Source organism: Paenirhodobacter sp. (genome assembly GCF_041916475.1).
Lineage (GTDB): Bacteria > Pseudomonadota > Alphaproteobacteria > Rhodobacterales > Rhodobacteraceae > Rhodobacter.
The window spans coordinates 1-21155 of sequence record NZ_JAYRZN010000023.1; the positions used below are offsets into that span (position 1 = coordinate 1).

At 68.5% G+C, this 21155-nt stretch carries 24 protein-coding genes; 10 read left to right on the forward strand and 14 right to left on the reverse strand.

Translation table 11 applies throughout. From position 1 onward, the window contains the following. A partial coding sequence (locus ACOMG5_RS10785) for a hypothetical protein (RefSeq protein ID WP_420343806.1) occupies positions 1–307 on the reverse strand: 307 nt, incomplete at its 3' end. 482 nt (positions 308–789) lie between these two features. Here ACOMG5_RS10785 and mscL point away from each other — a divergent pair. Next, a complete protein-coding gene (mscL, locus tag ACOMG5_RS10790) occupies positions 790–1203 on the forward strand; it encodes a large conductance mechanosensitive channel protein MscL (protein WP_420343807.1) in 414 nt (137 codons plus the stop codon). Positions 1204–1266: 63 nt separating this feature from the next. Here the strand turns inward: mscL and ald are convergent, their stop codons facing one another. Continuing rightward, positions 1267–2385 (reverse strand): alanine dehydrogenase, encoded by a 1119-nt coding sequence (gene ald / locus ACOMG5_RS10795; RefSeq protein WP_420343808.1) that lies wholly within the window; start codon positions 2383–2385, stop codon positions 1267–1269. 144 nt (positions 2386–2529) lie between these two features. On the opposite strand from ald, the gene ACOMG5_RS10800 reads away from it, so the two are divergent. Next, on the forward strand, positions 2530–2988 hold the full coding sequence (locus ACOMG5_RS10800; RefSeq protein WP_420343809.1) for an Lrp/AsnC family transcriptional regulator: 459 nt from the start codon (positions 2530–2532) through the stop codon (positions 2986–2988). 3 nt (positions 2989–2991) lie between these two features. On the opposite strand, the gene ACOMG5_RS10805 is transcribed toward ACOMG5_RS10800, so the two are convergent. Then, positions 2992–4479: a TrkH family potassium uptake protein gene (locus tag ACOMG5_RS10805; protein ID WP_420343810.1), complete on the reverse strand. Its 1488-nt coding sequence runs from the start codon at positions 4477–4479 to the stop codon at positions 2992–2994. A gap of 108 nt (positions 4480–4587) precedes the next feature. Further along, a complete protein-coding gene (gene rpsU / locus ACOMG5_RS10810; protein WP_011748553.1) occupies positions 4588–4794 on the reverse strand; it encodes a 30S ribosomal protein S21 in 207 nt (68 codons plus the stop codon). A 102-nt stretch (positions 4795–4896) separates the two neighbouring features. Between rpsU and ACOMG5_RS10815 the strand changes: the two genes are divergently transcribed. After that, a complete protein-coding gene (locus ACOMG5_RS10815) occupies positions 4897–5562 on the forward strand; it encodes a COQ9 family protein (RefSeq protein WP_420343811.1) in 666 nt (221 codons plus the stop codon). A gap of 27 nt (positions 5563–5589) precedes the next feature. Beyond that, positions 5590–6576, forward strand: a complete 987-nt coding sequence (locus tag ACOMG5_RS10820) for an NAD(P)H-quinone oxidoreductase (RefSeq protein ID WP_420343869.1) — start codon at positions 5590–5592, stop codon at positions 6574–6576. On the opposite strand, the gene ACOMG5_RS10825 is transcribed toward ACOMG5_RS10820, so the two are convergent. Continuing rightward, positions 6573–7202, reverse strand: a complete 630-nt coding sequence (locus ACOMG5_RS10825) for a ribonuclease T2 family protein (protein ID WP_420343812.1) — start codon at positions 7200–7202, stop codon at positions 6573–6575. The two genes, ACOMG5_RS10820 and ACOMG5_RS10825, sit on opposite strands and share 4 nt — an antisense overlap. Positions 7203–7336: 134 nt before the next feature. Here ACOMG5_RS10825 and ACOMG5_RS10830 point away from each other — a divergent pair, with 134 nt between their 5' ends. Beyond that, positions 7337–8098: a DUF1013 domain-containing protein gene (locus ACOMG5_RS10830; protein WP_420343813.1), complete on the forward strand. Its 762-nt coding sequence runs from the start codon at positions 7337–7339 to the stop codon at positions 8096–8098. A gap of 58 nt (positions 8099–8156) precedes the next feature. Here ACOMG5_RS10830 and ACOMG5_RS10835 read toward each other — a convergent pair whose 3' ends face one another. Both ACOMG5_RS10835 and ACOMG5_RS10840 read right to left on the reverse strand, forming a co-directional pair. Then, entirely contained in the window at positions 8157–8840 is a 684-nt protein-coding gene (locus ACOMG5_RS10835; protein ID WP_420343814.1) for a GntR family transcriptional regulator, read from the reverse strand. 46 nt (positions 8841–8886) lie between these two features. Further along, positions 8887–9168 carry a DUF1330 domain-containing protein gene (locus tag ACOMG5_RS10840; protein ID WP_420343815.1) on the reverse strand — a complete coding sequence of 94 codons (282 nt, stop codon included), beginning with the start codon at positions 9166–9168 and terminating at the stop codon, positions 8887–8889. 83 nt (positions 9169–9251) lie between these two features. On the opposite strand from ACOMG5_RS10840, the gene ACOMG5_RS10845 reads away from it, so the two are divergent. Genes ACOMG5_RS10845 through ACOMG5_RS10865 form a run of 5 tightly spaced genes read left to right on the forward strand, consistent with a single transcriptional unit; the run spans position 9252 to position 14084 of the window. Then, a complete protein-coding gene (locus ACOMG5_RS10845; RefSeq protein ID WP_420343816.1) occupies positions 9252–9854 on the forward strand; it encodes an amino acid synthesis family protein in 603 nt (200 codons plus the stop codon). After that, entirely contained in the window at positions 9826–10641 is an 816-nt protein-coding gene (locus ACOMG5_RS10850) for an alpha/beta fold hydrolase (RefSeq protein ID WP_420343817.1), read from the forward strand. Before ACOMG5_RS10845 ends, ACOMG5_RS10850 begins: the two co-directional genes overlap by 29 nt. Further along, a complete protein-coding gene (locus tag ACOMG5_RS10855) occupies positions 10638–11549 on the forward strand; it encodes a flavin reductase family protein (protein WP_420343818.1) in 912 nt (303 codons plus the stop codon). The genes ACOMG5_RS10850 and ACOMG5_RS10855 overlap by 4 nt, the downstream gene beginning before the upstream one ends. A gap of 4 nt (positions 11550–11553) precedes the next feature. After that, positions 11554–12591: an LLM class flavin-dependent oxidoreductase gene (locus ACOMG5_RS10860; RefSeq protein WP_420343819.1), complete on the forward strand. Its 1038-nt coding sequence runs from the start codon at positions 11554–11556 to the stop codon at positions 12589–12591. Between the two features lie 26 nt (positions 12592–12617). Beyond that, a complete protein-coding gene (locus ACOMG5_RS10865) occupies positions 12618–14084 on the forward strand; it encodes an aldehyde dehydrogenase (protein WP_420343820.1) in 1467 nt (488 codons plus the stop codon). Between the two features lie 2 nt (positions 14085–14086). Here the strand turns inward: ACOMG5_RS10865 and ACOMG5_RS10870 are convergent, their stop codons facing one another. From ACOMG5_RS10870 to ACOMG5_RS10900, 7 genes are all read right to left on the reverse strand, one after another. Continuing rightward, positions 14087–14860 (reverse strand): aldolase/citrate lyase family protein, encoded by a 774-nt coding sequence (locus ACOMG5_RS10870; protein ID WP_420343821.1) that lies wholly within the window; start codon positions 14858–14860, stop codon positions 14087–14089. A 75-nt stretch (positions 14861–14935) separates the two neighbouring features. After that, positions 14936–15109: a hypothetical protein gene (locus tag ACOMG5_RS10875; RefSeq protein WP_420343822.1), complete on the reverse strand. Its 174-nt coding sequence runs from the start codon at positions 15107–15109 to the stop codon at positions 14936–14938. 100 nt (positions 15110–15209) lie between these two features. Continuing rightward, complete coding sequence (locus ACOMG5_RS10880; RefSeq protein WP_420343823.1) at positions 15210–16688, reverse strand: NAD-dependent succinate-semialdehyde dehydrogenase; 1479 nt, start codon at positions 16686–16688, stop codon at positions 15210–15212. 137 nt (positions 16689–16825) lie between these two features. Next, the gene (locus ACOMG5_RS10885) at positions 16826–17812 is read right to left on the reverse strand and encodes a P1 family peptidase (protein WP_420343824.1); all 987 of its coding nucleotides are present in this window, start codon (positions 17810–17812) and stop codon (positions 16826–16828) included. Next, positions 17809–19392, reverse strand: coding sequence for an ABC transporter ATP-binding protein (locus tag ACOMG5_RS10890; protein ID WP_420343825.1), 1584 nt, complete (start codon positions 19390–19392; stop codon positions 17809–17811). The genes ACOMG5_RS10885 and ACOMG5_RS10890 overlap by 4 nt, the downstream gene beginning before the upstream one ends. Beyond that, positions 19389–20204: an ABC transporter permease gene (locus tag ACOMG5_RS10895; RefSeq protein WP_420343826.1), complete on the reverse strand. Its 816-nt coding sequence runs from the start codon at positions 20202–20204 to the stop codon at positions 19389–19391. The genes ACOMG5_RS10890 and ACOMG5_RS10895 overlap by 4 nt, the downstream gene beginning before the upstream one ends. Next, positions 20201–21145, reverse strand: a complete 945-nt coding sequence (locus ACOMG5_RS10900) for an ABC transporter permease (protein WP_420343827.1) — start codon at positions 21143–21145, stop codon at positions 20201–20203. Before ACOMG5_RS10900 ends, ACOMG5_RS10895 begins: the two co-directional genes overlap by 4 nt. Positions 21146–21155: the final 10 nt, after the last annotated feature.

Sequence of the window (21155 nt, forward strand, 5' to 3'; positions counted from 1 at the left end):
GACCCTCATTGTCGACCAGGCGCACCGCGCCTTCACGCACTTCAGGGGAAAATTGTTCATCGTCCTGCGCATGATGCTCCATCCTACTCAGGAGGTGAAGCCGCCGGAAAAACCGGAGAGGTTCAGAAGTGGCGCTCGGCGCCCTTTGCATGGCTGGCGGGCTGCACCTGTATGCGGGCAGGCGAAGGGGGCTTGCGAGCGCTTTGGCTTTGTCAGCTGTCCAGTGCAGGCAGGCCGATCGGAATGTTGCGCTCAGCGCGTTTGCGCCGGCGATGAGCCGTATTGGGACGCCGGTGTCTTGCTCCATCGCTCAGGCCAGGGCTGGAAATAGACACATCATCCGTTCGATCGAGTGGGCAGGCAGTAACTGGCGCGATCTTGCGGGTGAGGGCCCCTGTTCGCCACTGAAAGCGAGGCGGGCTCCCATTGGGAGAATGAATGCGCACCGGAGCCAGGCCGAAGCGTCGGATCCTGTTGATCGCTTCTATCGCCCGCGCGAAGCGCATACGGAACCGCATTATCGCCGCCGGTGGCGTTCGCTGACGGCGCGAAGCGCGCATAAGCCGCGTGCCACGACAAACGGCACTCTGCACGGCCGCCAGTCGTGAGCGCTTCGTGCCGCGGCCGTCCTGGCCCTTCCGCGCTTCGCGCGCTGCACGCCGCGCATGCAGAGGCGGCGCCGTCAGATTTCAAACTGTGTCGCTGCAATCGGGCAGTGTACTGGCGGGCGGATCATGTTAGGCTCCGCCGCAAAGATGCCGCAACATGCGGTGCAGATTGGGACAGGACATGATCAAGGAATTTCGTGATTTTATCGCCCGCGGCAATGTTGTCGACATGGCAGTGGGTATCATCATCGGGGCCGCTTTCACGGCGATCGTCAACTCCATGGTGGCGGATCTGATCAACCCGATCATCGGGGTGATCACGGGCGGGATCGACTTCTCGAACCTGTTCATCAACCTCGGCGCCGGTGATTTCACCTCGCTCGCGGCGGCCAAGGCGGCAGGAGCCCCCGTTTTCGCCTATGGCTCGTTCATCACCGCAGTCATCAACTTCCTGATCATCGCCTTTGTGGTGTTCTTGCTGGTCAAGCTGGTGAACAAGGTCAAGGACGCGGCGATCCAGAAGCAAGAAGCGGCGCCGAAGGGCCCGAGCGAGATCGACGTGCTGCTGGAAATCCGCGACGCGCTGAAGAAATAAGCCCTTTCGGGACGATGACAGAAAAGCCTGCCGGGGTATCTCCGGCAGGCTTTTGTTTGGGCCTCAGGCCGCGAGCGCCAGTTCGGCCTCGGCAAGGGGCAGCCCGAGCGCCTGGGCGACCGCGGCGCAAGTGATCTCGCCGGCGTGGACGTTCAGCCCCGCCCGCAGGTGCGGATCCTCGGCGCAGGCGCGCCGCCAGCCCTTGTCTGCCAGGGCGAGCACGAAGGGCAGGGTGGCATTACTGAGCGCCTGGGTGGCCGTGCGCGCCACCGCGCCTGGCATATTCGCCACGCAATAGTGCAAGATCCCGTCCACGGTATAGATCGGCTCCTGATGCGTGGTGGGGTGCGAGGTTTCCGTGCATCCGCCCTGATCAATCGCCACATCGACGATCGCCGCGCCCGGCCGCATCGTGCCCAGCATCGCGCGGGTGATCAGCTTCGGTGCGGCGGCGCCGGGAATCAGGACGGCGCCGATCACCAGATCGGCCGCGGCCACGAGATCCTCGGTCATGGCGCGGCTGGCGAAGGCGGTGCGGAACTGGCCGCGATAGGCCTCGTCCAGATGGCGCAGCCGCGGCAGCGACAGGTCCAGCACCGTCACCTCCGCGCCCATCCCGGCCGCGACGCGCGCGGCCTGCGTGCCAACCACGCCACCCCCCAGAATCACCACCCGGCCGGGCGCCACGCCGGGCACACCGCCGAGCAGGACGCCGCGCCCGCCATTCGCCTTCTGCAGGGTCCAGGCCCCCATCTGCGGCGCGAGCCGCCCCGCCACCTCGGACATCGGCGCCAGCAGCGGCAGCCCGCCCGCGCGATCGGTGACCGTTTCATAGGCGATGCAGGTCGCGCCCGAGTCCATCAGATCCCGCGTCTGCTCCGGATCCGGCGCCAGATGCAGATAGGTGAACAGCACCTGCCCCGGGCGCAGCTGCGCGCGCTCCTCCGGCTGCGGCTCCTTCACCTTGACGATCAGCTCCGCCTCGCCCAGCACCGCGGCCGCGTCGGGGGCAATGCGCGCCCCCGCCGCCGCATAATCCGCATCCGTATAGCCCGAGCCGAGGCCCGCGCCGGCCTCGACCAGCACCTGATGGCCATGCGATACCGCATCGCGTACCGCTCCGGGCGTCAGCCCGACGCGAAATTCCTGCGGCTTTATCTCCCTGAGTGTTCCGATTTTCATCCGCTCCTCCCAAAGCCGGATTACCGTCTCTTCAGACTGCGCCTGGTTCCGTGCAATTTTCTTGATTTCGCATTGCGTCCGAGGCGGATTTGCGGCCATATCTTCGCCTCTGCCTGCCACCAAGCCGAAGAATATTGCGCCCCCATGACCCTAGACGCCACAGATCGCCGCATCCTCACCGTGCTGCAACAGCAGGGGCGGATCTCCAATGCGGATCTGTCCGAGCGGGTGAACCTGTCGGCCTCGGCCTGCCACCGCCGCGTGCAGCGGCTGGAGGAGGAGGGCTACATCAAGGATTATGTGGCGCTTCTGGACGCGCGCAAGCTTGGCCGACCGACGACCGTTTTCGTGGAGATCACGCTCTCCGGCCAGGCGGATGAGGTGCTTGAGGCGTTCGAGCGCGAGGTGAAGAAGATCCCCGATGTGCTGGAATGCCACCTGATGGCGGGCTCGGCGGATTACCTGCTGAAGGTGGTTGCGGAGGATACCGAGGATTTCGCCCGGATCCACCGCGCGAAGCTCGCGCGCCTGCCCGGGGTGCAGGGGATGCAAAGCTCCTTCGCGCTGCGCACCGTGTTCAAGACCACCGCGCTGCCGGTCTGAGCCCTAGTCGCGCCAGAACCGCGGCAGCACCAGAACGAAGATCGACAGCAGCCCGAGCCGCCCGAGCAGCATCGCCAGCGTGAGGAGCCAGGTCGAGGCATCGGAGAATTCGGTCATCGTCCCCGAACGCGTCATCGGCCCGATGGCAAAGCCGATATTGCCAAGCGCCCCCCAGACGGCGAACAGCGCCGAGGTCATGTCGTTGCCCGCATCCATCGACATCAGGACCGAAAACGCGCCGAGCGTGAGGATATAGGCCGTCACATATTGCATCAGCGGGCCGATGGTCGTGTCGTCGAGCGGCTTGCCGTCATACATGGCCTGCACCACCCGATGCGGCGAATGCAGCTGCCGGATCGCGGCGCGCAGCACGGACAGAACCACCTGCACCCGGAACACCTGCAGCGCCGCGGAGCTGGAATTGGTGCAGCCCCCGACGATGCCGACAATGAAGGCCACGACCAGCGGAAATGCCCCCCAGGGCTCGATCGGGCCCATGCCGAAGCCGGTGCTGGTCATGATCGAGGCCAGGTTGAACAGCGTCTCGCGGGCGATGCGCTCGGGCGGCAGGTCCTCGTGCCAGAGCCGGTAGAGCACCACCATGGCGCAGGCATAGGCCCACCAGCGCACGAAGGCGCGCACCTGGCTGTCGCTCCACAGCGCCCGCGGCTCGCCGTTGATCATCTGGAAGAAGCGGATGTAGGGCATCGCCCCCAGCATCATGAACACCGTGCCCGCATATTGCGCGGAGGGGGACCAGATCGCGAAGCTGGCATCATGGGTGGAAAAGCCGCCGGTCGCGATCGAGGAGAACGCATTCACCAGCGCATCGAGAACCGGCATCCCGCAGGCGGTGAAGACGACGAAGCACAGCGCCGTCAGCGTGGAATAGACCTTCAGCAGCGAGCTCGCGATGTCGCGCGCGCGAGGCAGGACCTTGCCCAATGTATCGAAGCCCTCGGTCTGGAAATAGCGCATGCCGCCGATCCGCATCACCGGCAGGAAGATCATCGCAACGAAGGCGATGCCGAGCCCGCCCAGCCAGTTCAGCATGCCGCGCCACAGCAGCACGCCGCGGGGCAGCTGGTCGATGCTGACGAAGACCGAATAGCCGGTCGTGGTGATGCCCGAGACGGCCTCGAAATAGGCATTGGTGAGGCTCGCATGCGGGGCGCCGTGGATGAAGGGCAGGGCGCCGAAGAACGGCACCACGAACCAGATCCCGGCGGTGAGCAGATAGGCCTGGCGCAGGGTGAGCGGGTGGGGCTGCTCCGAGCGGCTGGCCATGGCGAGGAAGGTGCCGAACAGCACGGTTTCCAGCATCGCCTGCAGGAAGGGGAAGGCATTGGCATTGCCATCGGCGAAATCGAGCGCCACCGGCGCCGCCATCGTGAGGCCAAGCGCCATCAGAATCAGGCCGAGCAGGTGAAAGACGGGGCCGAAATCGGTCATGATGCCTTGGTCGGGGATGGTCTTCTGGGCGCCGCGCATGGCGCGACATTGCCGCAAGCAGCGGGGGCGGGGCAACCAAAAACCCCCGGGGCGCAAGCCACGGGGGTCCGGGTTGCGAGGTGTCACCCCCGCCAGCGATCCAGGAGCTTAGAGAGCGCCTTCGCGTTGGGCCTTCTTGCGCGCCAGTTTACGGGCACGCCGGACGGCTTCCGCTTTCTCGCGCGCTTTCTTCACGGACGGCTTTTCGAAATGCTGCTTGAGCTTCATTTCACGGAAAACCCCCTCGCGCTGAAGTTTCTTCTTCAGAGCACGAAGCGCCTGTTCGACGTTGTTGTCGCGAACGCTGACCTGCATGTGGTGTCACCACCTTCCTAAGTTAGAGTTGCATCAGATTGCAGGAGCGGGCCATATAGCAGGGCCGCGGAGATTTGTCCACACCGCCGGCCGGAGGTTCCCATGAAGAACGATCATCTGGATATTGGCCGGATGAAGGCGGAGCTCTTGGAGGCGCTCAAGCCGCATGTGCCCTTCGATGGCTGGTCGGAGCCTGCATTCCGGCAGGCGGTCTCGGATCTCGCGGTGGATCCGGGTGTCGCACGCCTCGTGTGCCCGCGCGGCGCGCTCGATCTGGCGGTGGAATATCATCGCGCCGCCGATCGCGCGGCTGCGGCCGGCATCGCCGACGCCGATTGGGCGGGGCTGAAATTCCGCGAGAAGGTGGCGGCCGCGGTGCGGCTGCGGCTGGAGCTGGTCGATCCGGAGCTGGTGCGCCGGGCGGCGGCGCTGATGGCGCTGCCGCAGCATGCGGCAACCGGCGCCAAGCTCGTCTGGGAGAGCGCCGACATGATCTGGACCGCGCTTGGAGACAGCTCGCGCGATTATAACTGGTATTCGAAGCGGCTGACGCTGTCCGGGGTCATCTCCGGCACCGTGCTCTACTGGATGGGCGACGAGAGCGAAGGCCGCGCCGCCAGCTGGGAATTCCTCGACCGGCGGATCGCCGAAGTGATGCAGATCGAGAAGATCAAGGGCCGGGTCACCGGTCTGCCGGGGCTGAAATCCCTTCTGGGCTGCCTGCAGGCGCCCGAGCCGCGCCCCGCGCCGGGCCGCACCACGCCCTGAAGCCCTGAAAGGACCCCTGCGATGAAGATGCCCCTGCCGGTGCAGATGACGGCCGTGGAGATTTCCGAGCCCGGCGGCCCCGGGGTGCTGCGCGCCGTGGAGCGCGCCGTGCCGCTGCCATCGCAGGGCGAGGTCCTGATCCGCGTGGCCTATGCCGGGGTGAACCGCCCCGATGCGCTGCAGCGCGCGGGCAGCTACCGCGCGCCGCTGGGTGCATCGGATCTGCCGGGGCTGGAATGTTCGGGCTGGATCGCGGCGATCGGGCCCGGGGTCAGCGGCTGGATGGTGGGCGATCCGGTCTGTGCGCTGTTGCCGGGGGGCGGCTATGCCGAATTCGCCACATGCCCGGCGGCGCATCTGATCAAGGTGCCGAAATGGCTGCCCCTGAAAGACGCGGCCTGCCTGCCGGAGACCTGTTTCACGGTCTGGTCCAATGTGGTGATGCGCGGCGGGCTGAGGGCGGGGGAGCGGTTCCTGGTGCATGGCGGGTCTTCGGGCATTGGCACCACCGCGATCCAGATCGCGCGCGGGCTCGGGGCGCGGGTGTTCGCCACTGCGGGCAGCGCCGAGAAATGCGCGGCCTGCGCCGAGCTTGGCGCGACCGCGATCAATTACCGCGAGGCGGATTTCGTCGAGGTGCTGAAGGCCGCGGGCGGGGCGGATCTGATCCTCGATATGGTCGGCGGCAGCTATATCGGGCGCGATCTGCGCGCCCTCGCCGATGACGGGCGGCTGGTGTTCATCGCCTTCCTGGAGGGGCCGAAAGCCGACATCAACTTCGCCCAGGTGATGATGCGCCGCCTGACGGTGACCGGCTCGACGCTGCGCCCGCAATCCGACGCCGCCAAGGCCGCCATTGCCCGCGAGATCCGCGCGCATGTCTGGCCGATGCTGCAAGCGGGGCGGCTGAGGGTGATCCATGACAGCGAATTCGCCCTGACCGAGGCCGCCGCCGCCCATGCGCGGATGGAAAGCTCGGCCCATATCGGCAAGATCGTGCTGCGGGTTGGCTAGCGCGGCGGCGCCATCAGCGCGTCGGTCATCTGACAGTCGCGGCGGGCATCGGGGGCGCAGGGCCGCGGCTCCAGCGCCTTGCTCAGGCAGATCCGCACCTCGTCGATCCGGCGCCGGTCGCAGGTGACGGTGACCATATCGGGCTTTAGCCCCGGATTGGCCTCGATGAAGGCCTCCTCGACGACCGCCGCAGGTAACCGCACCTCTTTTTGCAGGCGGGTGAAAACCTCCGGAATGGCGATGCGGCCATAGGCCGCGCGGGCCAGCGCATAGTAGCCGCGGGCAGGCAGGCCGGAGCAGCGGCCATGCTTCTTCCACTGATACCAGGCGCTGCCGCCCGAACCCATCACATCCGCCATCGCCGCCGATTCCGCGCGCGACGGATCGCGCATGCCGGTGCGGCAATAGCTGGGCCAGCCCTGTTCGATTTGCGGCCAGAGCCCATGCAGCACGAAGCGCGCGCCGGCCGCGCACTGGGCGGCGCCGCGCCCCGCGCCTTCGCCCGCGCACCAGGCCGGAGACCAGCTCAGCGCCATGACGTAATAGTCGAAGTTTCCGGCGGCCTCGCCCTCCGCATGCAAGGGTGTCGCGGCAAGAAACAGGGCCGTGATTGCGCCGAATCGCATTTGTGCTTTCCCTTTTGCCCGTTCCGGCCTATATACCGGACCAATTCCCCACCAGAAATGGACCGCGGAAGGGGGGAGACCCCGCCGCAGCCGATTTCCCGGCCCGGGAGAGATTTGTGCAAAGGACCGTTCCGATGACGACGAACAAGCCCCTGATGGCCAAAGCCACCGCCGTCTGGCTCGTGGACAACACGACGCTGACCTTTCGGCAGATCGCGGATTTCTGTGGCATGCATGAGCTCGAAGTGCAGGGCATCGCCGATGGCGATGTGGCCACGGGCGTGAAGGGTTTCGACCCGATCGGGCACAATCAGCTCGACCAGAAGGAAATCGACAAGGGCGAGAAGGATCCGCTCTACAAGCTTAAACTGAAGTACAACGCGGCGGCCCTGGGCGAGGACAAGCGCCGCGGCCCGCGTTATACGCCCCTCTCGAAGCGTCAGGACCGCCCGAATGCGATCCTGTGGCTGGTCAAGTTCCACCCGGAGCTGGCCGATGCGCAGATCGCCCGCCTCGTCGGCACCACGAAGCCGACGATTGCCTCGATCCGCGACAAGACCCACTGGAACATCCAGAACATGACCGCCATCGATCCGGTCGCGCTCGGGCTGTGCCGTCAGTCCGAGCTGGACAGCGAAGTGCAGAAGGCGGCGAAGAAGCGCGCGGCCGAAGGCGTGATGAGCGACGACGAGCGCCGCAAGCTGGTCTCCACCGAGCAATCGCTCGGCATGGATACCGAGCCGCGCCTGCCGTCCTCGATCGCGGGCCTTGCGGGCTTCACCCTCGGCAATGACGAAGAGGCCAAGGAACCCAAGGACTTCTCGGATGCCGACAGCTTCTTCAACCTGCCCCATGGCGAGGATGACGAAGAAGACGACGAGGATCACCGCGCCTGAGCGGCCCTCCATCCGATCCGGGCCCGGCCGATCCTTCGGCCGGGTTTTTTCGTGGGGATCAGTCCTGCGCGGCCAGCTGCTGCCGGGCGATCTCCGACACTTCCTCGATATGGGCGCGCACGGCCGCGGCCGCGGCCTCCGGGTCGTTCGCGGCGATGGCCTCGTAGATCCGGGTCATGCGCGCGAAGCCGGTGCGGTGCCGGTCCGATGTGGACAGGGTCATGCCGCGCAGCCGGCTGATCCGGCCGTTCAGGCGGTTCACCACGTCCCACGACACCGCATGGCCCGCCGCGACGAAGATCCGATGGTAGAATTCGGTCGAGGCCTCGAACAACTCATGCGCCGAGCCGCCGTCATAGGCCGCGCCGAGCGCCTGCAGCGCCTCGGCCAGCGTCGCCTTCACCGCCGCATCGGCCGCCCGCGCGCAATCGGCCGCGGCATCGCTCTCCAGCAGCATGCGGATCTTGTAGATCTGCCGCGCCTGCGGCCAGTCCAGCCGCGCCACGATCGGGCCGCGATTGGCCAGAAACTCGACCAGCCCCTCCGCCTCCAGATAGCGGATCACCTCGCGCACCACCGTGCGCGACACGCCGAGCTGATCGCACAGGTTGCGCTCCACCAGCCGCTCGCCGGATTTGAAATAGCCGTTCAGGATGGCGTCCCGCACCCGTTCCGTCGCGATTTCGCGCAGGGTCTGGGGCGGCTGTTCGATGCGGAGGCTGCTGGCGGGAGCTGTGGTCATGCGCGGACTGTAGTGCGGCACAGGCAGGGAAGACAACCGCGCCGGGTCACACGCCCTCCACGAAGGTGATCTGGACCTCCGCCGCGCCGGCGCGGAGTGCGCGTGCGGCGGCATATTGCGCGGATGCGTAGCAGGCGTGGGCGGCCGCCATGCTCGGGAAGGCGATCACCACATGGCGCGCAAAGGCGGCGCCTTCCATCGTCTCCCCGGCGCCACGAGCGAGGATCTGCGCGCCATGTGCCGCGAACACGCCCTGCGCGGCGGCCTGATAGCGGGCGTAGGCCTCCGGTTCGGTCACGGTAACATGGGCGATCCAGTAGGCGGTCATGGTGGCCTCGGGGCTGTGAGAATTGCTTGACATAGCATAGTATGGTATACCAACATACATCAAGGTCAACAGAGGATTCGGAAATGAACACCGTCCTGCGCAAGACGCTGCTGCATGTCGAGACGACCCTGATCGAGGGCGGGCGTGCGGCTCCGGTTCCGCTGAAGCTGATCGCTGCGGCGGCGGTGTTGAAGAACCCCTGGGCCGGGCGGGGCTTCGTGGAGAATCTGAAGCCGGAGATCCATGCGGTGGCGCCCGAGCTCGGCGCGCTGCTGACGGGCATGATCCTCGATGCGGCGGGCGGGGGCGACAAGGTGGAGGCCTATGGCAAGGCCGCGGTGGTCGGGCTCGACGGTGAGGTCGAGCATGCCTCCGCGCTCATCCACACGCTGCGCTTCGGCAATCATTACCGCACGGCAGTGGGCGCCAAGAGCTATCTGTCCTTCTGCAACACCCGGGGCGGGGCGAATGCGCCGGTCATGATCCCGCTGATGGACAAGAACGACGAGGGCCGGCGCTCGCATTACCTCACGATCCAGTTCGCGATCCCGGATGCGCCGGCGGCGGACGAAATCGTTGTGGCGCTCGGGGCCTCCATCGGCGGGCGCCCGCATCACCGCATTGGCGATCGTTATCAGGATCTGAAGGATCTGGGCCATGATCTCGAAAACCCTGCGGGGGTCTGAGGGCGGCCGCCTCGGGCTGATCGAGGCGGGGGCGGGGGCGCCGCTCGTCTTGCTGCACGGGGTGGGCATGTGCGCCGCGGCCTGGGCGCCGCAGATCGAGGCCTTCGCGCCCGCCCGGCATGTCTTCGCGCTCGATCTTCCGGGCCATGGTGGCACGGACATGTTGCCGGGCGCGCCGCTTCTGCCCGACTATGTCGCCTGGGCGGCGGCTGCGATCCGCGCACTCGGCGCGGGCCCGGTGGCGCTTGCGGGGCATTCGATGGGCGCGCTGATCGCGCTCGGGGTGGCGGTGGAGCATCCCGATCTGCTGGACCGCGTGGCGCTGCTGAACCCGGTCCATCGCCGCGATGCGAAGGCGCGGGCGGCGGTGCTGGGCCGCGCCCGCGATCTGGCCGCGGGCGGTGGCGACCCGGAGGCGCCTTTGGCGCGCTGGTTCGGGCCCGAAGATGCGCCAGATATCCGGGCGCGCGTCGGCGGCTGGCTCCGCGCAGTGGATCCGCTCGGCTATGCGCGCACCTATGCGGCCTTCGCGGCCGGGGACGATGTCTATGCAGGCCGCCTCGCCGCCGTGCGCTGCCCGGCGCTGGTGCTCACCGGCGCGCAGGATGCGAACTCCAGCCCGGAGATGGCCCAGGCAATCGCGGCAGGCCTTGCGGGCGGGCGCTCCGTCGTCGTGCCAGGCGCGCGGCACATGGCGTCGCTGACGCATCCAGAGGCGGTGAATGCAGAGCTCGCGCTCTGGCTCGGCCTGCCGGGGGATGCGCGTGGACGGGGAGATGCCGCATGAGCCTCGATGAAAACCGCCTTTTGCGCGATGCTTTCGGCTGTTTCATGACCGGCGTCACGGTCGTGACCACGGTGCAGGGCGGGGTGCCGCTGGGCTTCACCGCGAATTCCTTCGCCTCGGTCTCGCTGGATCCGCCGCTGCTGCTCGTCTCGATCGCGAACCGCTCGGCCAATCTTGCGGCCTTCGCGCAGGGGCGGGGCTTCGCGGTGAACATCCTGTCGGAGGGGCAGAAAGCCATTTCCAACACCTTCGCCCGCCCGAGCGAGAACCGCTTCGACGGCATCGCCTGGCAGCCGGGCCCGGTCGGCGCGCCGGTGCTTGAGGGGGTGTCGGCCTGGTTCGATTGCCGGCTGGAGCAGGCGGTGCCCGCGGGCGACCATACGATCCTGATCGGCCGGATCGCGGCCTTCGAGGCGGGCACCGCCCCGGGCCTCGGCTACTGCCGGGGTGCCTACATGACCCCCGCCAGCACCGCGCTCAGCGCCGATCATGGCGCGCATGTGGTGATCGCCGCGCTGATCGAGCATGAGGGCCGGGTGCTGCTGATCGACGATGGCGCGGGCGGCATCGGCCTGCCGGAGGCACGGGGGGGGCGCGGCGGCGCGCGCCTGGCGCTGGAGGCCCTGATCGCCCGCAGCGGCTGCTCGGCGGCGCCGGGCCTCGTCTATGCCATCTACGACGATACCGAACGCGGCGTGCAGTACATCGTCCATCTCTGCCCGGCCGATAGCGGCCAGAGCACCGGGGGCGCCTTCGTCACGCTGGACGCGGCGGGCATGAGCGATGTGACCGACCCGGCGCAGCGCGCGATGCTGGCGCGGTTCGCCGGGGAATACCGGCTTGGCAATTTCGGGCAATATCTCGGCTCGCATGAGCAGGGACAGGTCCGCCCTTTCGCGAAAGGTTGAGATAATGAAATTCTCGCTGTTCATCCATATGGAGCGCGTCGACCCGACCGAGGATCAGCGCCAGCTCTACGAGGAGATGATCGCGCTGTGCGAAATCGCGGATCGCGGCGGCATGCATGCGATCTGGTCGGGCGAGCACCACGCGATGAACTTCACCATCGCGCCCAACCCCTTCCTGACGCTGGTAGATCTGGCGCGGCGCACGAAGAACGTGCGGCTGGGCACCGGGACGGTGATGGCGCCGCTGTGGCATCCTATCCGGCTCGCGGGCGAGGCGGCGATGGCCGATATCATGATGGACGGGCGGCTGGAGCTGGGGGTGGCGCGCGGCGCCTATATGTTCGAATATGAACGGATGCTTCCGGGGCTGGATGCCTGGAATGCGGGCCAGATGATGCGCGAGCTGATCCCGGCGGTGCAGAAGCTGTGGCAGGGCGATTACACCCACGATGGCCAGTTCTGGACGTTTCCGAAATCCACCTCGGCGCCGATGCCGGTGCAGGCGCCGCATCCGCCGATCTGGGTCGCGGCGCGCGATCCGAACAGCCATGAATTCGCCGTGTCGCACGGCTACAATGTGCAGGTCACGCCGCTGCATCTGGGCGATGAAGAAGTGGAGAAGCTGATCGGCCATTTCGACGCCGCCTGCGCGAAATTCGCCGAGGTACCGCGGCCGAAGATCATGCTTCTGCGCCATACCTATGTGGCGGCGGACGAGGCCGATGCCGAACGCGGCGCGGAGGAGGTGAACCGCTTCTACAATTATTTCGGCGCCTGGTTCAGAAACGAGCGGGAGATTTCCATGGGGCTGATCCAGCCGCTGACCGAGGCCGAGATCGCCGCGCATCCGTTCTATTCGCCGGCGGCGATGCGGGCCAATAATGTCATCGGCCCGGCCGATGAGGTGATCGCCCGGCTGAATCGCTATGAGGAGATGGGCTATGATGAATATTCGTTCTGGATCGACACCGGCATGAGCTTCGCGCGCAAGAAGGCGTCGCTCGAGCGGTTCATCCGCGATGTGATGCCCGCCTTTTCCTGAAAATCCGGCTTTTGCCTGAGGGTGCGATGCAACGTTTCGAACTTTATATCGACGGGGAATTCCTGCCCGGTGCCGCTTGGTTCGAAAGCCTCGATCCGGCCAGCGGCGCCCCTTGGGCCGAGATCGCCGAGGCCCGCCGGGCGGAGGTGGACCGGGCGGTCGCGGCGGCGGGGCGGGCGTTCCGCACCGGGCCCTGGCCCGCGATGAGCGCCACGCAGCGCGGCAAGTTGCTGATGCGGCTGGCTGATCTGGTGCAGGCGGCGGCGCCTGAGCTGGCGCAGATCGAGACCCGCGACACCGGCAAGATCCTCCGCGAGACATCGGCCCAGATCGCCTATGTGGCCGATTATTATCGCTATTACGCGGGCCTGGCCGACAAGATCGAGGGCGCGCATCTGCCGATCGACAAGCCCGACATGGAGGTCTGGCTGCGGCGCGAGCCGATCGGCACCGTCGCCGCCATCGTGCCCTGGAACAGCCAGCTGTTCCTCAGCGCGGTGAAGCTCGGCCCGGCGCTCGCGGCAGGATGCACCGTGGTTCTGAAGGCCTCGGAGGACGGCCCGGCGCCGCTTCTGGCCTTTGCGAGGCTGGTGCATGAGGCGGGCTTCCCGCCCGGCGTCGTCAATGTGATCACCGGGTTTGCGCCGGATTGCGGGGCGGTACTCACCGCGCATCCCGGCATCGACCATATCGCCTTCACCGGCGGGCCGGAGACGGCGCGCCATGTGCTGCGGGCCTCGGCCGAAAATCTCGCCTCCACCTCGCTCGAACTTGGCGGCAAATCGCCCTTCATCGTCTTCGCCGATGCGGATCTCGAGAGCGCGGTGAATGCCCAGATCGCCGGGATCTTCGCGGCGACGGGGCAAAGCTGCGTCGCGGGCTCGCGGCTGCTGGTGCAGGAGAGCATCAAGGCCGGGATGCTGGCAGAGCTGGCCGCGCGCGCAGGCCGGATCGTGATCGGCGCCCCGGGCGAGATGACGACCGAGATGGGCCCGCTGTGCACCGCGCGTCAGCGCGCGCGGCTGCACGGGATCGTCACCGCCTCGGTCGCGGCGGGGGCGCGGCTCGTCTGCGGCGGCGTGATCCCCGAGGGGCCGGGCACCTATTACCCGCCGACGATCCTCGATTGCTCGGCCGCGCCGGAAGCGCCCTGCCTGCATGAGGAAATGTTCGGCCCGGTGCTGTCTGTCGTCGGCTTCGCCGATGAGGAGGCGGCGCTGCGGATCGCGAATGACACCGCCTATGGTCTCGCATCGGGCCTGTTCACCCGCGACCTGAGCCGGGCGCACCGCATGATCCGCGCGCTGCGGGCGGGAATCGTCTGGGTCAATACCTATCGCGCCGTATCCCCGATCGCGCCGTTCGGCGGGCATGGGCTTTCGGGGCATGGCCGCGAAGGCGGGCTGGCGGCGGCGCTCGATTACACCACCGTCAAGACCGTCTGGCTGCGCACTTCGGAGGAACCGATCCCCGACCCCTTCGTGATGCGCTGATCTCAGCCGCGCCGGACATGCCGCGCGGCCAGGCTCCGCAATGCGCCCGCGAACAGCAACACGTCAATGCCGACGCCGACGAAGGTCGCCCCGGCCGCCTCGCATTCGGCGATGAAGCCGGGCTCCAGCGTCAGGATGCCGGGCGCTTTCCCCGCCGCGCGGATGCGGGCCAGCGCGTCGAGGATCGCGGCGCGTACCTCGGGGTGCTCGGCATCGCCGAGATGGCCCATGTCGGCCGCGAGATCGGCCGGCCCGATGAACACCCCGTCCACTCCCTCGACCGTCAGGATCTCGTCGAGGGCCGCGAGGCCTGCGCGGGTCTCCACCTGCACGATCAGGCAGATTTCCGCATTCGCGGTCGTGAGGTAATCCGGGATCGCGGAAAAATCCGAAGCCCGGGCCAGGGCAGACCCCACGCCGCGGAACCCTTCGGGCGGGTAGCGGCAGGCCTTTGCGGCCCGCGCGGCCTGTTCGGCGGAATCGACCAGCGGGATCAGCAGGCTCTGCGCACCGATATCGAGCGCCTGCTTGATCTTGGCTGGGTCGTCATCGGGCAGGCGCACGATCGCCGCGCTGCCCGAGGCCCGCACCACGGCGAGCTGCGCCGAGAGCGAGCGGATGTCGTTCGGCGCATGCTCCCCGTCGATCAGGAGCCAGTCGAACCCCGCCGTCGCGGCGATTTCGGCGGTATAGCTGTCGGCCAGGCCAAGCCAGATCCCGTGGCTCACGGTGCCGGCGGCAAGGCGCTGTTTCAGGATGTTGAGCGGGGCAGGCATCGGCAATCTCCACGGGGCAGGGTGCCGCGACCCTAGCCGCGCCGGGAGGCGCTGCGCCAGCGAATTCGCCGGGGCCTACTGCCGCGGTATGTCGTCCCGGAACATGGCCAGAAGGGCGCGCAGCTCGATCCGGGCGCGCAGGGCATCGGCCCCGCGGGCATTGATCGTATCGGCGAGCTCATAGAGCCTGCGCGACAGGGCGATGCGGTCCTGCGGGACAGAGGGTGCTGCGGAAGGCGTCAGGGACATACATGACCTATGGAACGGCGACCGGCATTCTCTCCGGCCGCCGTTCCATAGCATGGTCGCGTTAATGATGCCTTAACCTGCGTCAGGCCCTGCCGCCACGTCAGATCGAGAGGCAGATATATTTCAGCTCCAGGTAATCTTCGGTGCCGTGATGGCTGCCCTCGCGGCCGAGGCCCGATTGCTTCACCCCGCCAAACGGCGCCACCTCGGTGGAGATCAGCCCGGTGTTCACGCCGACGATGCCGTATTCCAGCGCTTCCTGCACGCGGGTGATGCGGCCCACGTTCTGCGCATAGAAATAGCAGGCGAGGCCGAAGATCGTGGCATTGGCCATCTCGATCGCCTGGTCCTCGGTATCGAAGCGGAACAGCGGCGCGACCGGGCCGAAGGTCTCCTCGGTCGCGACCTTCATCTCCTGGGTCACGCCGGTGACGACGGTCGGCTCGAAGAAGGTGCCGCCGAGGCCGTGGCGCTTGCCCCCGGTCAGGATCTTGCCGCCCTTCGCGGTCGCGTCGGCAATGTGGCTTTCCACCTTGGCCACGGCTTTTTCGTTGATCAGCGGGCCTTCCTCGACCCCGGCCTCGAGCCCGTCGCCGACCTTCAGCGCCTTCACCGCGGCCGCGAGCTTTTCGGCGAAGGCATCATACACGCCCGACTGCACATAGATCCGGTTCGCGCAGACGCAGGTCTGGCCGTTGTTGCGGAATTTCGAGGCCATCGCGCCCTTGACCGCCTCGTCTAGGTCGGCGTCGTCGAACACGATGAAGGGGGCATTGCCGCCCAGTTCCATCGAGCATTTCATCACCTGATCGGCGGCCTGACGCAGCAGGATCCGGCCGACTTCTGTCGAGCCGGTGAAGGTCAGCTTGCGCACGGTCGGGTTCTCGCAGAACTCCTTGCCGATGTCGGAGGCGCGCGAGGAGGTCACCACCGAGAAGATCCCCTTCGGCAGGCCCGCCCGGTCCGCCAGCACCGCCAGCGCCAGCGCCGAGAGCGGCGTCAGCTCCGCCGGGCGCGCGACGAAGGCGCAGCCCACCGCCAGCGCCGGGCCGCATTTGCGGGTGATCATCGCATTCGGGAAGTTCCACGGCGTGATCGAGCCCACCACGCCGATCGGCTGCTTCAGCACGGTGATGCGCTTGTCGCGCATATGGCCGGGGATGGTCTCGCCGTTGATGCGCTTCGCCTCTTCGGCGAACCATTCGATGAAGGAGGCGCCATAGGCGATCTCGCCCTTGGCCTCGGCCAGCGGCTTGCCCATCTCGGCGGTGAGGATCAGCGCGAGGTCCTCCTGGTTCGCCATCATCAGGTCGAACCATTTGCGCAGGACAATGGCGCGCTCCTTGGCGGTGCGCGCGGCCCATTCCTTCTGCGCGATGCGGGCGGCCTCGATGGCGCGGGCGGTTTCGGTGCGGCCCAGGTCGGCCACACGGGCGATGACATCGCCGCGCGCGGGGTTGGTCACGTCGAAGGTCGCGCCGTCGTCCGCGTCGATCCATTCGCCCGCCACATAGGCCTGCGTGGCCAGCAGCGACGGGTCCTTCAGCAGCGATTTCAGGTTCGTGGTCGCGTCGAGCATGAGCATTCTCCCGGTCGAAGAGGCATTCGGATTTTCGCGCCAGCCAATCATGCGGGGGCGGCGATGTCCATCCGTCCGATTGGCAAGTTAGGGTGGCCGCGCTTGCCGGACAGGGCAGCCAGATGCCAAAGCGGCGGTCAGCCGAAGCGCGCCTGCCAGCAGGGCTGCAGATCGCCGGGCAGGGGGCGCGCGGCATGGACAGCGCGGGCGATGGCTCGCGCGAGGCAGCAGGCCGCTGCATGGCAGAGTGCGAAGCTCTCGGCCACCGGATCGGCCATCGGGCGCGCGCCGGTGGCCGCGGCAAAGACCAGATCGCCATCGAGCGGCGTGTGCGAGGGCACCAGCGCGCGGGCCATGCCGTCATGCGCGGCCGTGGCCATCCGCTGCGCCTGCGCTTTCGTCAGCGCGGCATCGGTGGCGACGATGGCGATGGTGGTGGCCTCGCCCGTTCGCTTCGCGGGCTTCGGTTCCTCCTGCGGGTAGCGCTGCGCCGCGCCCAGGCCGCCGAATTCCGCGCCCATCTCCCAGGGCGCGGCCCAGAACTGCGGCCCCGCGCCCACGGTGGCGGAGCCGAGCGCATTCACCGCCACCAGCGCGCCCACCGTCATCCCGTTCGCCAGCACCGCGGAGGCGGAGCCGAGCCCGCCCTTCAGCGTGGCGGTCATGGCGCCATAGCCCGCCCCGGCGGTGCCGATCTCGAACTCGGGCGCGGCGGCCTCGAAGGCGCGGCGGCCGAGATCGGCATAGGGATTGGTGCTCCAGCCCTTGTCGCCGCCGTTCAGCAGGTCGAACAGGATCGCGCCGGGCACGATCGGCACCCGCATCCCGCCCACGGCAAAGCCCCGCCCCGCCGCCCGCAGCCCGGAGGCGACCCCCGAAGCCGCATCGAGCCCGAAGGCGGAGCCGCCCGAGAGCACCAGCGCATCCACCTGCGCGACCAGCCGGTCGGGGGCGAGGAGGTCCGTCTCCCTTGTGCCGGGGGCGCCGCCCATCACATGGACGGCGGCGGTGAACGGCTCTGCCGCCGTCAGCACCGTGCTGCCCGAGCGCAGCCGCGTATCGGCCGCATTGCCCACCAGAAGGCCGGGTACATCGGTGATCAGGTTGCGCGGGCCGGGGGTCATGCGGGCTCCTTCCAGGCTTCGGGGATCCGGGGGACCGCGGCCACGAGGCGCTGTGTTGCCGGGTGCGCGGGCGCGGTGAACAGGGTCTCGGTCGGGCCTTCCTCGACGATGCGCCCGGCCTCCATCACCAGGCAGCGCTGTGTGACGGCGCGCACCACGGAGAGGTCATGCGAGATGAACAGATAGGCGAGGCCATGCGCGCGCCGCAGCCGGGCGAGCAGATCGAGCACCTGTTCGCGCACCCGCACATCCAGCGCTGAGACCGCCTCATCGAGCACGATCAGCCGGGGCCGGGTGATCAGCGCCCGCGCGATGGCCAGCCGCTGCCGCTGGCCGCCGGAGAATTCGTGGATGTAGCGGTGCCGGTGATCGGGGTTCAGCCCGACCTCCGCCATGGCATCGGCCACGCGGGTGCGCCAGTCGGGCGGGCGGCCGGTCAGGTGGAAGGGCTCCGCGATCAGGGCCTCCACCCGCTGGCGCGGATCGAAGGAGCCGTAGGGATCCTGAAACACCACCTGCATCGCGGCGCGCGCGGCGGCGGCCATCCGGGGATGCACCGGCCTGTCGTCCAGCGTGATCCGCCCCGCCTGCAGCGGCTCCAGCCCGAGCACCGCGCGGGTAAGCGTGGATTTCCCGCAGCCCGAAGCGCCCACCAGCCCGAGCGCCTCGCCCGCGCGCAGGGTGAAGCTCACCCCATCCAGCGCCGGCAGCACCGGATGCGGCGCGAAGGGGCCCGGGCGGGGCAGGGTGTAGCTGCGCCGGGCCTCCTCCACCCGCAGCAAGATCCGGTCCTGCACCGGCAGCGGAGGCGCGGGGCGCGGGACCGAGGCCGCCAGAAGCGCCTGCGTATAGGGCTCCGAGGGGGCGCGGAACAGCCGCGCCGTCCGGCGCTCCTCCACGATCCGGCCGTCTTGCATCACCGCGACCCGGTCGGCGAGGCCCGCGGTGACCGCGAGGTCATGGGTGATCAGGATCAGCGCCATGTCCTCCTCCCGCGCGAGCCCGCGCAGGAGCTGCAGGACGCCCGCCTGGGTGGTCACGTCGAGCGCCGTGGTGGGCTCGTCGGCGATCAGAAGCTCGGGGCGCAGCGCAATCGCGAGCGCGATCGCCACCCGCTGCCGCTGCCCGCCCGAAAGCTCATGCGGATAGAGCCCAAGGGGGAAGCGCTCCGCGCCGAGCCCGACCCGGTTCAGCCGCTCGCGCGCGATCCGCAGGGCCTCGGGGCGGCGCGCGCGGCCGTGGATGATGAGCGTTTCGGCCACCTGATCGCCGATGCTCATCAGCGGGTTCAGTGCCGTCATCGGCTCCTGGAAGATCATCCCGATCCGGTTGCCGCGCAGCCTGCACATCCGCCGTTCGGGCAGGCTGAGCAGGTCATCGCCCTGGAACCGCACCGCGCCTTCGGCCCGGGCGCGCTCCGGCAGCAGGCCCATGATCGCGAGCGCGGTCATGGATTTTCCGGAGCCGGATTCGCCCACCAGCGCCAGGATCTCGCCTGGCGCGAGCGCGAGGTTCACCCCGGACAGCACGCTCTGCGCCCCGATCCGGACGCAGAGCCCGTCGAGCGACAGCAGGCTCATGCCACCCGCTCCCGCAGGCGCGGATCCAGCGCATCGCGCAGCCCGTCGCCCAGCAGGTTCAGCCCGAGCACGGTGAGCACGATCGCGAGCCCCGGAAACAGCGCCACATGCGGCGCGAGCGTCACCAGCGTCTGCGCCTCTGCCAGCATCCGGCCCCAGCTGGGCGTGGGCGGCTGCGCGCCGAGGCCCACATAGCTCAGCCCCGCTTCGGCGAGGATGCCGAGGCTGAACTGGATCGTCGCCTGCACGATCAGCAGGCTCGCGATATTCGGCAGCACATGTTCGGCGCTGATCCGCGCCGTGCCCTTGCCCGCCACCCGCGCGGCGCGGATATAATCCAGCCTCCAGAGGCTCAGCGCACCTGCGCGCGCGACGCGGGCGAAGACCGGGATGTTGAACAGGCCGATCGCCAGGATCGCATTGGTGGCGGAGGGGCCGAAGGTCGCGGTGATCAGGATCGCGGTGACGAGCGCCGGGAAGGCGAAGATCAGGTCGTTGAGCCGGGCAATGGCGCCGTCGAGCCAGCCGCCGTGCCGCGCCGCCGCCGCGAGCCCGAGCGGTATGCCCACCCCGGCGCCAATGATCACCGCCAGCGCCGCCACGGCAAGCGAGGTGCGCGCCCCGGTCATCAGCATGGAGAGGATGTCGCGGCCGAGCTGATCGGTACCGAGCCAGTGCAGGGCCGAGGGCGGGCGCAGCTTCTGCGCGATGGCGAGCGCGCCCGGGTCCCAGGGCGTCCAGACGAGCGACACCACTGCGGCCGCGAGCGCCATGCCCGCAAGCCCGCAGCCCAGGGCCAGCGCGGGCCTCATGCCGGCCTCCGCAGCCGCGGATCGACCAGCGCATAGGCGAGGTCGGTCAGGAAGCTCACCAGGATCACCGCCACCACCAGCACCATCACCGCAGATTCCACCACGATCAGGTCCCGCTGCGTGATCGCCTGGAAGATCAGCCGCCCGAGGCCGGGCAGATAGAACACGTTCTCGATGATGATCGCGCCCGCGAGCAGGAAGGCGAACTGCATGCCGAGGATCGTCAGCACCGGGATCAGGGCGTTGCGCAGGGCATGGCGGCGCAGCGCCTGCCCGCGGCTGAGGCCCTTGGCGCGGGCGGTGCGGATATAGTCCTGGCCCAGGGTCTCGATCAGGGCGGAGCGCAGCACGCGGGCGAGGATCGCGGCCTGCGGCAGGGCCAGCGCCACCGCGGGCAGGATCAGCGCGCGCAGCGCGGCTACGGGATCGGCCCAGCCCGGAAACCCGCCCGCAGGCAGCCAGCGCAGCCGGAGCGCGAACACCAGCACCAACAGCATTGCGAACCAGAAATTCGGCACCGCCACGCCCACCTGCGCCACCCCCATCACCGCCGCATCCGCCGCCCGCCCGCGCCGCGCCGCCGCAATGAGCCCGAGCGGCACCGCCACACCCGCCGCCAGCATGAGCGCCAGCCCCGCCAGCGGCAGCGATACCGCGAGCCGGTCCGCGATCAGCCCGGCCACGGGCGCCTTGTAGGTATAGCTCAGCCCCAGATCGCCGCTGAGCAGCCCCTGCAGCCAGTGCAGGTAGCGCAGCGGCAGGGGGGCATTCAGCCCCATCTGCTCGCGCAGCGCGGCCAGCGTGTCGGGCGCGGCATTCATGCCCAGCATGAAGGCGGCCGGATCGCCCGGGACCACCTCGATCGCGGCGAATATCACCATGCTCGCGGCCAGGAGGCTGGCCACGAGCGAGAGCGTCCGGCTGAGAAAATAGCGTGCCATCGCGGGGAGC